Here is a 13,004-nt window from a genome sequence, read left to right on the forward strand (position 1 = left end):
CCCGATATCTGACGGACAGTCAGAAAACCTTGTTCGCACGAGGTCCGGGAGGGCCGCCGCCGTGCACCTCGCCCCCACCGAGCGCCAGCAACGGCTGCGCGCCGAACTGCGTACGTACTTCCGGGACCTGATGCCCGACGGTCCCCCGCCCGCCGACGACCCCGGCGCGCAGCGCGCGCTGCTGCGCCGCATCGGCGCCGACGGACTGCTCGGCATCGGCTGGCCCGTCGCGTACGGCGGCCAAGGGCGCGGAGCCGACGAGCAGTTCGTGTTCTTCGACGAGGCGTACCGGGCCGGTGCACCGGTGTCGATGGTCACGCTGAACACTGTCGGACCGACCCTCATGAAGTACGGGAGCGAGTCGCAGAAGGAGTACTTCCTGCCGCGCATCCTCAGGGGCGACCTCGTCTTCGCGATCGGGTACTCGGAGCCTTCGGCGGGCACGGACCTGGCCTCGCTGCGCACGCGCGCCGTGCGGGAGGGCGAGTCCTGGCTGATCGACGGGCAGAAGATCTTCACCTCCAACGCCCAGCAGGCCGACTGGATCTGGCTCGCCTGTCGCACCGACCCCGACGCGTCCAAGCACCGGGGCATCTCGATCGTCCTCGTGCCCACGGACGCGCCCGGGTTCTCCTGGACGCCGATCGAGACGGTGGGCGGGCTGACCACCACGGCCACGTACTACGACGGCATCCGCGTCCCCTCGTCGAACCTCGTCGGCGAGGAGAACGGCGGCTGGGAGCTCATCACCAACCAGCTCAACCACGAGCGGGTCGCCCTCGCCGCGATCGGCATGCAGGCCGAGGATTTCTACGCGGCCGCGCTGCAGACGGCGAGCACCCCCGATCCGGTGACGGGACGGCGTCGGGTTGACGAGCCCTGGGTGCGTTTTCGGCTGGCCGAGGTGCATGCCCGGCTGGCGGCATCACGCCTGCTCAACTGGCGTTTGGTGGGGGATGTGGGGGCCGGTCGACTGGCCCCGGGCGACGCGAGCGGCGTGAAGGTCGCGGGAACGGAATCGGCGGTCGCTTCGTACCGAATGTGTCAGGAAGTCGTGGGTGCGCAGGCGCTGGTGCGCTCCGGATCGCCGGGGGTGTTCGGGGACGGCGAGCTGGAGCGGATGAACAGGGCGGCACAGATCAACACGTTCGGGGGCGGGGTGAGCGAGGTGCAGCGGGAGATCGTGGCGACCATGCGGCTCGGGATGACGAGGGGGCGGCGGTGAGCGAGGAGGGGGTCGAGCCGGTGGCGCGGCTCAAGGCGTACGAGGGGCGCGCGGCCGCCGTCGCGGGCATGGGCAAGGACCTGGTCAACGAGGCGATGATCCGGCACTGGTGCGAGGCGATGGGCGACACCAGTCCGGCGTACGCGGGTCCGGACGCCGTGGCGCCGCCCACCATGCTCCAGGCGTGGACGATGGGCGGCCTCTTGGGGCACGCGGGCCGCTCGGACGCCTACGACGAGCTGCTCGGCCTGCTCGACGAGGCCGGTTGCACCTCCGTGGTCGCCACCGACTGCGAGCAGGAGTATCTGCGTCCGCTGCGCCCCGGCGACGAGATCACCTTCGACGCGGTCATCGAGTCGGTCTCCGAGCGCAAGACCACCAAGCTGGGCACCGGGCACTTCGTCACGACGCGGATGGACGTACGGGCGAACGGGGAGCCGGCGGGTACGCATCGGTTCCGGATCCTCAAGTACGCCCCGGCGCGCGCCAAGCCGAGGGCGGCCCGGCCGCGACCGGTCGTCAACCGGGACAACGCCGGGTTCTGGGAGGGCGTCGGCCGGCATGAGCTGCTGATCCAGCGGTGCGGAGGCTGCGGCACGCTGCGGTTTCCCTGGCTGCCGGGATGCGGTGCGTGCGGCTCCCTGGACTGGGACACGGTCGAGGCGAGCGGTGACGGGACGGTCTACTCGTACGTGGTCATGCACCATCCGCCGTTCCCGGCCTTCGACCCGCCGTACGCGGTGGGGCTGATCGAGCTGGCCGAGGGCGTCCGGATCGTCAGCAACGTCATCGGGGTGCCCTACGACAAGGTGCGGATCGGGATGCCTGTGCGGCTCCGGTTCGAGCGGTACGACGAGGAGCTGGTGCTGCCGGTCTTCCGGGCCGGTGCGGAGGGGGGAGGCTGACATGGACTTCACGCCTACCGAGGAACAGGCGGCCGCCCGCGACCTGGCCGCGCGGATCTTCGGCGACCTCTCCACCCCGGAGCGGCTCGCCGCGGCCGGCACCGGCAGCGACGCCGAGACGTGGAAGGCGCTGTGCGCGGCCGGGCTGGTGGCGGCCGTGGCGGACACGGGGCTCCTCGGCCTGGTGCTGCTCCTGGAGGAGCAGGGGCGGACCACGGCCCAGGTGCCGTTTGCGGCGAGCTGTGTGTACGGGCTGCTGGCGGTGTCGGCCCACGGTTCACCGGAGCAGCGCGATCGGCTGCTGCCCGGGATCGGGGACGGGACGGCGGTGGTGTGCGGGGCGGTCTTCGAACCGGAGGGCGTACGGGCGGACGCGGCGGGGCGGTTGAGCGGAACAGTCCCCGTGGTGCCGTGGCTGCGGGACGCCACCCATGTGCTCGTCGCGGACGACCGGCGCCGGTTGTGGCTGGTGCGGACCGCTGACGCGCGGTGTGCGCCGGTCGAGCTGACGGCGCCCTGGTCGGCGGGACGGCTGACGTTCGACGGGACGCCGGGTGAGCCGGTGGGCGGGGAAGGCGCGTACGACGACGTGCTCGCCACCGCCCGGACCGCCTTCGCGGGGCTGCAGGCCGGGGTGTGCGCCGGGTCGCTGGCACGAGCCGTGGAGCACACCAACACACGCGAGCAGTTCGGACGTCCGCTCGCCGCCAAGCAAGGTGTCCAGCTCCGGGCCGCGGACGCGTACATGGACACCGAGGCGATACGGGTGACGGCGTACGAGGCGGCGTGGCGGCGCGACGCGGGGCTCGCGTACGCGACGCACGCGCTGACCGCGGCCTGGTGGGCGTCCGAGGCGGGTCAGCGGGTCGTGCACACGGGCCAGCATCTGCACGGCGGGACGGGCGCCGACCTGGAGCATCCCGTGCATCGGCACTTCCTGTGGGGACGGCAGCTGGACGCCTACCTGGGGTGCGGCAGCGAGGTCCTCCAGGAGCTGGGGGAGCTGATCGCGAGCGGGGAGGCGGAGACGTGAGGGCCGGAGAAGGGGAGCGCGTGCGGGTCGGTGACGAGCTGCCTCCGCTGGAGATCGAGATCACGCGCACGCTGATCGTGGCCGGGGCGATCGCGTCCCGGGACTACCAGGACGTCCACCACGACGCCGAGCTGGCACGGCACAAGGGATCCCCCGACATCTTCATGAACATCCTGACCACCAACGGCCTCGTCGGGCGGTACATCACGGACCACTTCGGGCCGGAGGCCGTCCTCCGGAAGGTGACGATCCGACTCGGGGCGCCCAACTACCCCGGCGACACGATGGTGTTGACCGGCAGGGTCGAGGAGGTCGACGGCGACACCGCGACCGTGCGGGTCGTCGGGGCGAACGGCATCGGCAGACATGTGACCGGGACCGTGACGGTCACCCTGCCGCCCGGAGGTGTCTCGTGAGCGTGCGCACGAGGGACCGGCTCGGCGGCCGGGCGGCGATCGTGGGGATCGGAGCCACCGAGTTCTCCAAGGACTCCGGGCGCAGCGAGCTGACGCTTGCCGTGGAGGCGGTGCGGGCGGCGCTCGACGACGCGGGGCTGACGCCGGCCGAGGTGGACGGGATGGTCACGTTCACGATGGACACCAGCCCGGAGATCACCGTCGCCCAGGCGGCCGGGATCGGAGAGCTGTCCTTCTTCTCCCGGGTGCACTACGGAGGCGGGGCGGCCTGCGCGACCGTCCAGCAGGCGGCGCTCGCGGTGGCGGCCGGGGTGGCCGAGGTCGTGGTCTGCTACCGGGCGTTCAACGAGCGGTCGGGGCGGAGATTCGGGGCGGGGGTGCAGCAGCGGGAGCCGTCGGCCGAGGGGGTCGCGCTGGGCTGGGCCCTGCCGTTCGGACTGCTCACCCCGGCGTCCTGGGTGGCGATGGCGGCCCAGCGGTATCTGCACACGTACGGGCTGACCCCCGAGGCGTTCGGCCACGTCGCCGTGGTGGACCGCAAGTACGCGGCGACGAACCCGGCGGCGTACTTCCACGGCAGACCGATCACCCTCGCCGAGCACGCGGCCTCGCGGTGGATCGTGGAGCCGTTGCGGCTGCTGGACTGCTGCCAGGAGACGGACGGCGGCCAGGCGTTGGTCGTCACCTCCGTGGAGCGTGCCCGGGAGCTGCCGCGGCCGCCCGCGGTGATCACGGCGGCCGCCCAGGGCGCGGGCCGGGCGCAGGAACAGATGACGAGCTTCTACCGGGACGAGCTGACCGGGCTGCCGGAGATGGGGGTGGTGGCGCGACAGTTGTGGCGGACCTCGGGGCTGACTCCTACGGACATCGACGTGGGCATCCTGTACGACCACTTCACGCCGTTCGTGCTGATGCAGTTGGAGGAGTTCGGGTTCTGCAAGCCGGGGGAGGCCGCGGACTTCGTCGCCGAGGAGCGGTTGCCGCTGAACACCCACGGCGGGCAGCTGGGGGAGGCGTATCTGCACGGGATGAACGGGGTGGCCGAGGCCGTACGACAACTGCGCGGCACGTCCGTGAACCAGATACCGGGCGCCCGCAGCACCCTGGTCACCGCGGGCACCGGGGTTCCCACGTCGGGGTTGATCCTGGGGGCGGACGGGGGGTGAGCACGCTGTCGGGCTCGCCCCGTCTTCCCTCGCGGCACAGGGCCCCCGGGGCCTGTCGGGGACACCCCGGGTAGTACCGCAGTCGCCGCCGTACTACTGCCGTACGGGTCTCTCAGGGGTGAACCCTCAGGGTGCGGGCGCCGCTCGTCCACCCTCAGGAGGTGGGGTCAACCCCCCTCCTACAACCTGAGGGGGACACCTCTTCGGGACCTGCGGCCGATCCGAAAGAGTAGGGGTCACTCCTAGCGTGGAGCCATGACCACACTCGTCCGCACCAGCGGTTCGAGCGTCGGGACGCGGACCCTTCCGTACCCGTCGTTCTCGTCGTACATGAAGGCCCGCCAGCCGGTGCTGCTGCGTACCGCCCGCTCGCTGACCGCGAACCCGAGCGACGCCGAGGACCTGCTGCAGACCGCGCTGACCAAGACCTACGTCGCGTGGGAGCGGATCGAGGACCATCGCGCGCTCGACGGCTATGTACGACGTGCGCTGCTGAACACCCGGACCTCGCAGTGGCGCAAGCGCAAGGTCGACGAGTTCGTGTGCGACGAGCTGCCGGAGCCGGAGGACGTCCCCGCCGGGGACCCGGCCGAGCATCAGGCGCTGCACGACGCGATGTGGCGCGCCATCATGAAGCTGCCGGCGCGGCAGCGGGCCATGGTCGTCCTGCGGTACTACGAGGACCTGAGCGAGGTACAGACCGCGGAGGTGCTCGGCGTCTCCGTCGGCACGGTCAAGTCGGCGGTGTCGAGGGCGCTGGGCAAGCTGCGCGAGGACCCCGAGCTGGAGCCCGTGCGCTGACCTTCGGCCGATCCGGACCGAACGGCCCCCGCGGAGAAGTTTCCGTCCGAGCCGAATGACCCCTGTGACCTGATCGATCGCCCGGAGCTAGTGACATACCGCGTGGTATGTGCGCAGAATCAGCGCATCCCTTACCGCCTCGTAGGCAATGTCGCCCCGGGAGGACGCCGTGCTGAGCACGATGCAGGACGTACCGCTGCTGATCTCGAGGATCCTGACCCACGGGTCGGCCATCCACAGCACATCGCAGGTGATCACCTGGACGGGTGAGGGAGAGCCGCAGCGCCGTTCCTACGCCGAGATCGGCGACCGGGCCGCCCAGCTCGCGCACGCGCTGCGCGAGGACCTCGGCGTCGAGGACGACGACCGTGTGGCGACGCTGATGTGGAACAACGCCGAGCACGTCGAGGCGTACTTCGCGATCCCCTCCATGGGCGCGGTCCTGCACACGCTCAACCTCCGCCTCCCCGCGGAGCAGCTCGTCTTCATCGTCAACCACGCCGCCGACCGCGTGATCATCGCCAACGGCTCGCTGCTCCCGCTGCTCGCGCCGCTGCTCCCCCATCTGCCCACGGTCGAGCACGTGGTCGTCTCGGGTCCCGGTGACCGTTCACTGCTCGCGGGCGCGAGCGTCCAACTGCACGAGTACGACGAGCTGATCGCGGGCAAGCCGACCGCGTACGACTGGCCCGAGCTGGACGAGCGGGCCGCGGCGGCCATGTGCTACACCTCCGGCACCACCGGCGACCCCAAGGGCGTCATCTACTCCCACCGTTCGATCTACCTGCACTCCATGCAGGTCAACATGGCCCAGTCGATGGGGCTCACCGACCAGGACACCTCGCTCGTGGTGGTCCCCCAGTTCCACGTCAATGCCTGGGGCCTGCCGCACGCCACGTTCATGACCGGCGTCAACCTCCTCATGCCGGACCGTTTCCTCCAGCCCGCGCCGCTCGCCGAGATGATCGAGTCCGAGCGGCCGACGCACGCCGCGGCCGTTCCCACCATCTGGCAGGGCCTGCTCGGCGAACTGCACGCCAAGCCCCGCGACGTCTCCTCCCTCACCCAGGTCACCATCGGCGGCTCGGCCTGCCCGCCCTCCCTCATGGGGGCCTTCGACAAGCTGGGCATGCGCGTCTGCCACGCCTGGGGCATGACGGAGACGTCCCCGCTGGGCACGATCGCCCGGCCGCCGGCCAGTGCCATGGGCACGGACGAGGAGTTCGCGTACCGCCTCACCCAGGGCCGTTTCCCGGCCGGCGTCGAGGCCCGACTCACCGGCCCCGGCGGCGAGCGCCTCCCCTGGGACGGCGAGTCCGCGGGCGAGCTGGAGGTGCGCGGCCCCTGGATCGCGGGCGCGTACTACGGCGGCCAGGGCTCCGAACCGGTCCGCCCCGCCGACAAGTTCAGCGAGGACGGCTGGCTCAAGACCGGGGACGTCGGGACGATCAGCCACGACGGCTTCCTGACCCTCACCGACCGCGCCAAGGACGTCATCAAGTCGGGCGGTGAGTGGATCTCCTCCGTCGACCTGGAGAACGCGCTGATGTCCCACCCGGCCGTCGCCGAGGCCGCCGTCGTCGCCGTTCCCGACGACAAGTGGGGCGAGCGTCCCCTCGCCACGGTTGTCCTCAGGGAGGGCGTCACCGCCGACTTCGTGTCGCTGCGCACCTTCCTCGCCGAGGAGGGCAAGATCGCCAAATGGCAGCTCCCCGAGCGCTGGACGATCATCGAGGCGGTCCCGAAGACGAGCGTCGGCAAGTTCGACAAGAAGGTGCTGCGCAGGCAGTACGCGGAGGGCACGCTGGACGTCACCCAGCTCTGAGATCCTCGGTGGCGGAATGACGGTTGGGGTGCTGTTTCACGTGAAACAGCACCCCAACCGTCGTATGAAGGGACTCAGTTCGAGGCCCGGAGCGTGGCGGGTCAGTTCGTGCCGATGCGCGCGAGCAGATCCACGATCCGTTCCTGCACCTCGACGCTCGTCGAGCGCTCGGCGAGGAAGAGGACCGACTCACCCGCGGCGAGGCGCGGCAGTTCGGCCTGGTCGACGGCCGCGGTGTAGACGACGAGCGGGGTGCGGTTCAGCTGCCCGTTCGCCCGCAGCCAGTCGACGATCCCGGCGCGCCGACGCCGTACCTGCATCAGATCCATCACGACCAGGTTCGGCCGCATCTGCGAGGCCAGGGTGACCGCGTCCGCGTCCGTGGACGCCCGCGCCACCTGCATCCCACGACGCTCCAGGGTCGAGGTCAACGCCAGCGCGATCTCCGCGTGCTCCTCGATGAGCAGCACGCGCGGCGGGTGCTGATCGGAGTCCCGCGGCGCGAGCGCCTTCAGGAGTACGGCGGGGTCGGCACCGTACGCCGCCTCCCGTGTCGCCTGCCCCAGTCCCGCCGTCACCAGCACCGGGACCTCGGCGGCGACGGCGGCCTGGCGCAGCGACTGCAGTGCGGTGCGCGTGATCGGACCGGTCAGTGGGTCCACGAACAGCGCGGCCGGGAACGCGGCGATCTGCGCGTCCACCTCCTCGCGCGAATGCACGATGACGGGCCGGTAGCCGCGGTCGCTCAGCGCCTGCTGGGTCGTCACGTCCGGTGCGGGCCACACGAGGAGGCGGCGCGGGTTGTCCAGCGGCTCCGGAGGCAGCTCGTCGTCCACGGGCCGCGGCTGCGGCTGGTCGGCGACCTCGACCGCGCCACCGGGACCGTCCAGCGGCTCAGGACCCTCGTCGGCGTTCTTGTCCGGGGCTCCTATGGCGTACGACCGACCGGCGCCGTCGGTGGCTCCGGCCAGCCTCGAGCCAGGAGCGGTGGCGCTCTGCCCGGCCTGCGGGTGCGAGCGCGCCGTCGTCTCGGGGCGTTCCGAGGCGGGCTCGGGGGGAGTACCGAGCTTGCGGCGGCGGCCGGAGCCATTGGTCTGGTGCGGGGGAGGCGTCGCGGACTGCAGTGCCTGCGCCTGGGCCGGCACGGCCCCCGGCTGGTTCGGCGCGGTCTGGCGGCTGAACGGCACGCCCTGCCCGAGCGTCCGCACGCTGAACGCGCGCCCCTGCGTCGAGTTGGGGTCGATCGGCGCGGCGGCCTCGGCGGGCAGCGGCTGGGCGACCCGCGGCGGAGCCGACGGCTGGCTCTGGGGCTTCGGCCGCGCGGGCTGCTCCGGCGGGAGGGGAGCGCCGAGGGCGGGAGCCTGCGCCTGAGGCTGAGCCTGACGGGCGGCCGCAGCCGTGGACGCGCCCGGCGGTACGGGCGTTCCCGGCGGCACCGGGGTACCGGGTGCAACGGGAGCGCCGGGCGGCATGGGGGTGCCGACGCCGGAGGTGTCGTCGGCGCTCGGAGCCGGCCAAGGGGCCGGAGCCTGCGCGGGGACGGCCTGCGCCGGGGCGCCGGGCGCGGGGGCGGCCGGCACAGGGACGCCCTGAGGCGGAACCGCCGCCGCGTTCGGCCGAGCCGGGGCGGGCGCCGGGGCCTGACGGGTCCGCAGCCCCGACGGAGCGGCAACCGGGTGCGGCTGCGGCGGAGTGTGATCGTCGGCCGGGTCGTGCAGCATCCCGTCGTGCCGACCTTCGTCCCCCTGGTCATGACCGGCGACGGCGCCGACGGCGTCACCCGCCTGCTCCAGGAGCTGCTGCTGGGCCCGTTGGGCCTGCTGCGCCTGTTCGGCCTGGATGTACTCGGGTGAGCGGTCCGCCTCCGCGGGCGGGAGCGCGAACACGGTCCGGGAGCCCCCCTCCTGCGCCGCGGCCCGCTCGGCCGCCGCGGCCAGCGCCCGCCGACGCCGTCCGGTGGGCTGCGCACCGGCACCTTCGGCAGGAACGGCCTCCGGGGCACCCGGGGTACCGGGCGCGCTCGGGGCGCTGGGGGCCGCGGGCAACGCGGGCGGCAGCGCGTGCTGTTCGCCGTTACGCCGTGCCCGCCGCCCGGACGGCACGGGAACCCCTTGCGGAGAAGCCACCGGAACGCCTTGCGGAGGCACCGTCCCGCCCAGCCCCGTACCCACGGCGGCGGTTCCCGCCGCGTGCTCGGCCGCCGTGACGACCGCGCCCTCCGACACGCCCTCGGCGTCATCGCCGTCCGCGCCCTCGACCGGGCTCGGCCGCCCACGACGGCGCCCGGTGGCGACGGCACCGCCGTCATCGCCGGGGCCCTCGGCCTGCGCGGGCACGGACACCTCGGCGGCCTTCTGCTCCGCGGCCGTACGGCGCCTGCGCCGCCCGGTGGGAGCGCTCGCACCGCCCTCGACCGCCGCCGGCTCCGCGGTGGCGACCTCGCTCTCCAGGAAGGCGTCCACGGAGGACCGCCGGGCCCGCCGCCTGCCGCCGCTCTGGTTGCCGCCGCTCTGGTGCGAGGCCTGCTCGGGAAGGGCGATCTCGGCACCGGTCGACACCGGGGCCTGGGGCGCCATCGCGCCGGCCCCGTCGCCGATCGGCACCTCCAGGACGAACGCGCTGCCGCTCATCCCCGGCACCTCGTGTGTCTGCAGCACACCGCCGTGCGCGCGCACGATCCCGCGCACGATCGGCTCGTGCACCGGGTCTCCCCCGGTGTACGGCCCACGCACCTCGATCCGTACGACCTCGCCGCGCTGCGCCGCGGCCACGACGACGGTGTTGTCCATGTAGCCGCCCGCGGACACCGGCGCGTTGCCGGTCGCGTCGACGCCGGCCACGTCCGCGATGAGGTGCGCCAGCGCCTGCGCGAGCCGCTGCGGGTCGACCTCGGCCTCGATGGGCGGCGCGTGCACGGCGAACTGCACACGCCCGGGCCCGATCAGTTCGACGGCCCCGTCGACACCGGCCGCGACGACCGCGTCCAGCATCACGTTCGTACGGACGATCTGTTCGGCCCCCGCGTCCAGCCGCTGATAGCCGAGCACGTTGTCGACGAGGGTCGTGATCCGCGAGTAGCCCGCCGCGAGGTGGTGAAGTACCTGGTTGGCCTCGGGCCACAGCTGGCCGGCGTCGTCGGCGGCGAGCTTGGAGAGCTCACCGCGCAGCTGGTCGAGGGGCCCGCGCAGGGACTGGCCGAGCACCGAGAGGAGCTGATCGTGCCGGGCGGTCAGCGCCTCGTAGCGGTCCTTCTCGCGCTCGCCGAGCGCCGCGTACCGCTCGTCGCCCGCGGCGATTTCCTCCTCGTGCCGCTCACGCACCTCGGCGAGCTCGGCGGCGTGCCGCTCGCGCAGCTCCTCCAGCTCCGCCGCGTGCTCCTCGCCGATCCGCTCGATGTCTTCCGCGTGCCGGGTGGCCTCGGCGTCCTTCTCCTCGATGAGGGTGTCGTACGGCCGCCGGTCGGTGAAGGTCATCACGGCGCCGACGAGCTGGTCCCCGTCGCGCACCGGAGCGGTCGTCAGATCGACCGGCACCTGGTCCCCGGACTTGGACCACAACACCTGCCCGCGCACCCGGTGCTTGCGCCCGGAGCGCAGGGTGTCGGCGAGCGGGGACTCCTCGTACGCGAAGGGCTCGCCGTCCGCGCGCGAGTGGAGGATGAGGGCGTGCAGGTCCTGGCCGCCGAGATCACTGGCCCGGTATCCCAGTATCTGAGCGGCCGCCGGATTGACGAGGACGACCCGTCCCTCCGTGTCCGTGCCCACGACACCCTCGGCCGCCGCGCGCAGGATCATCTCGGTCTGTCGTTGCGAACGCGCGAGTTCGGCCTCGGTGTCGACGGTGCCCGACAGATCGCGTACGACGAGCATGAGCAGCTCGTCAGGGGTAGGCCCGTAACTGTCGTAGGCCTGCTGGCCGTTCTCCAGATTCGCACTGGTGACCTCGACCGGGAACTCACTGCCGTCGGTCCGCCGCGCGATCATCCTGGTCGGCTTGGTCCGCCCGCGCTGGTCGATCGTGTCGGGACGCCGCATGGACCCGGGGATCAGCCGCGAGTCGAACTGCGGCAGCAGATCGAGCAGCCCCCGGCCCACCAGAGCCGTACCCGGGGCCTCGAAGGCCTCCAGGGCGATGGTGTTGGCGTTGACGACCGTGCCATTGGCGTTGACCAGCACCAACGCATCAGGCAGCGCGTCCAGTATGGCTGCGAGGCGAGCAGCGCCTCGGGATGGCCTGCTGCTCACGAGACGCTTCCTCCCTGTTACCGCACCTTGCCGACCGCGAGGGCCATCTTGCCAACCTGCCCGCAGCGTGTCACGCGAGGGAGTCTACGGGCAGAGGTTGCGCTCGCGACGCCGGATGAGAGGGAGGTCGCACGCAGAAGAACGGAAGAACCTGTGACCGCGCATTTCGCCCCTTCTCTTCCTACCCCGCCGAACCATGGTGTCACCATGACCGAGCCGTGCCGCGGCTGTGGGCGGAGCCCGGGAGCAGGGGCACGAGGGCGTCCCAGCGCGCGATCTGGCAGCCGTCCGCCCGGTCGAACCGCGCGTCGACGGGCCGCCCGGCCCAGGTCCCGGTCACATGGGCGGTGGCCGGACCGCCGTACATCATCGTGCACATCGTGCCGGGCGCCACGGGGGCGAAGGGGTCCTTGCCCCAGGTGGTCCGCCGGTCCAGCGTCGCGCACGCCCTGCCCGCGTCCGGGTGACTGCCGCCACCGGGGTGACACCGCAGTTCGTACGTCCCGTCGCCGCCCTCCGTGTGGTGGACGGTCACGGTCAGCCGGTCCCCGGAATCCTCGCCGCGGGCCGGCGGAGGCATCAGGCTCAGAGAGGCCGGTTCCGCGCGGGCGGCTCCGGCCTGGGCGACGGCGGGCATGGAGGGCACGGCGGACAGCGCCGCGACGGACGCGGCGGCGGTGAGGACGAGACGACGCAACATGACCTGACTAACGCGAGGGGGCCCGAGCGGTTGCGCGCGACCGACGCCCGCGCCCTTTCGCCCCCTGCCCCCCGCACCTCCGCGGGACCCTTGCCCCCGCGCCGCCGCGGGCCCCCGGCACTCCCATCCGGCCTCTCCAGGGCTCCGGCTCCTCACCACCCCGGGGCCACGGCGCTCCGACTCCTCATGACTTTGCTCTGTGGGCCGACTGCCTAGTACCGTGGGAGCCGATTGGTGACAGCCCACCCGGCTGTGTCATCATCTGCACGCACCACTCGCGCTCGCGCGGATGGTTGTGCTGGAGGCGTCGCCTAGTCCGGTCTATGGCGCCGCACTGCTAATGCGGTTTGGGCCTTAAAGCCCATCGAGGGTTCAAATCCCTCCGCCTCCGCCGCAAGATCCGAAGCCCCGGTCCACCTGGACCGGGGCTTCGGCGTTGCGACCCTCCGGAGCGCGTTTGCCCAGCTCACAAGGGGTGCGGCAAACGGATTTCACATGGCGGCGGCAGTCATGTAATGTTCTTCCTGTCGCCGCGAGCGGGCCGAAAGCCCGGGAAGCGAGACGAAGCAGGAAACAACAGAACAAGCACTCGTAGCTTAACGGATAGAGCATCTGACTACGGATCAGAAGGTTGCAGGTTCGAATCCTGCCGAGTGCACAGCAGACCAGAGGCCCTGTGGAGTGATCCA

The 13,004-nt window shown here is 72.2% G+C and carries 9 protein-coding genes and 2 tRNA genes; 9 read left to right on the forward strand and 2 right to left on the reverse strand.

The features are described from left to right. The first annotated feature begins 61 nt into the window (after positions 1-61). The 7 genes from OG568_RS26845 (at position 62) to OG568_RS26875 (ending at position 7,371) form a co-directional block, all read left to right on the forward strand. Positions 62-1,225, forward strand: a complete 1,164-nt coding sequence (locus tag OG568_RS26845; protein ID WP_329533405.1) for an acyl-CoA dehydrogenase family protein — start codon at positions 62-64, stop codon at positions 1,223-1,225. 68 nt (positions 1,226-1,293) lie between these two features. Next, on the forward strand, positions 1,294-2,130 hold the full coding sequence (locus tag OG568_RS26850) for a bifunctional MaoC family dehydratase N-terminal/OB-fold nucleic acid binding domain-containing protein (RefSeq protein WP_329536465.1): 837 nt from the start codon (positions 1,294-1,296) through the stop codon (positions 2,128-2,130). A 1-nt stretch (position 2,131) separates the two neighbouring features. After that, complete coding sequence (locus OG568_RS26855; protein WP_329533406.1) at positions 2,132-3,163, forward strand: acyl-CoA dehydrogenase family protein; 1,032 nt, start codon at positions 2,132-2,134, stop codon at positions 3,161-3,163. Between the two features lie 20 nt (positions 3,164-3,183). Next, on the forward strand, positions 3,184-3,579 hold the full coding sequence (locus OG568_RS26860) for a MaoC family dehydratase (protein WP_329536466.1): 396 nt from the start codon (positions 3,184-3,186) through the stop codon (positions 3,577-3,579). Continuing rightward, a complete protein-coding gene (locus OG568_RS26865) occupies positions 3,576-4,745 on the forward strand; it encodes a lipid-transfer protein (protein WP_329533407.1) in 1,170 nt (389 codons plus the stop codon). The genes OG568_RS26860 and OG568_RS26865 overlap by 4 nt, the downstream gene beginning before the upstream one ends. Before the next feature lie 255 nt (positions 4,746-5,000). Next, positions 5,001-5,546: a SigE family RNA polymerase sigma factor gene (locus OG568_RS26870; RefSeq protein ID WP_329533408.1), complete on the forward strand. Its 546-nt coding sequence runs from the start codon at positions 5,001-5,003 to the stop codon at positions 5,544-5,546. Positions 5,547-5,694: 148 nt separating this feature from the next. Beyond that, positions 5,695-7,371, forward strand: a complete 1,677-nt coding sequence (locus tag OG568_RS26875) for a long-chain fatty acid--CoA ligase (protein WP_329533409.1) — start codon at positions 5,695-5,697, stop codon at positions 7,369-7,371. Positions 7,372-7,472: 101 nt separating this feature from the next. Here the strand turns inward: OG568_RS26875 and OG568_RS26880 are convergent, their stop codons facing one another. Together OG568_RS26880 and OG568_RS26885 are read right to left on the reverse strand one after the other, a co-directional pair. Beyond that, positions 7,473-11,615, reverse strand: coding sequence for a hybrid sensor histidine kinase/response regulator (locus OG568_RS26880; RefSeq protein ID WP_329533410.1), 4,143 nt, complete (start codon positions 11,613-11,615; stop codon positions 7,473-7,475). 202 nt (positions 11,616-11,817) lie between these two features. Beyond that, entirely contained in the window at positions 11,818-12,315 is a 498-nt protein-coding gene (locus tag OG568_RS26885; protein WP_329533411.1) for an SSI family serine proteinase inhibitor, read from the reverse strand. Between the two features lie 300 nt (positions 12,316-12,615). On the opposite strand from OG568_RS26885, the gene OG568_RS26890 reads away from it, so the two are divergent. Both OG568_RS26890 and OG568_RS26895 read left to right on the forward strand, forming a co-directional pair. Continuing rightward, positions 12,616-12,706 (forward strand) — tRNA-Ser (locus tag OG568_RS26890). 194 nt (positions 12,707-12,900) lie between these two features. Beyond that, positions 12,901-12,973, forward strand: a tRNA-Arg gene (locus OG568_RS26895). Positions 12,974-13,004 lie beyond the last annotated feature (31 nt).

The organism is Streptomyces sp. NBC_01450, from assembly GCF_036227505.1.
Lineage (GTDB): Bacteria > Actinomycetota > Actinomycetes > Streptomycetales > Streptomycetaceae > Streptomyces.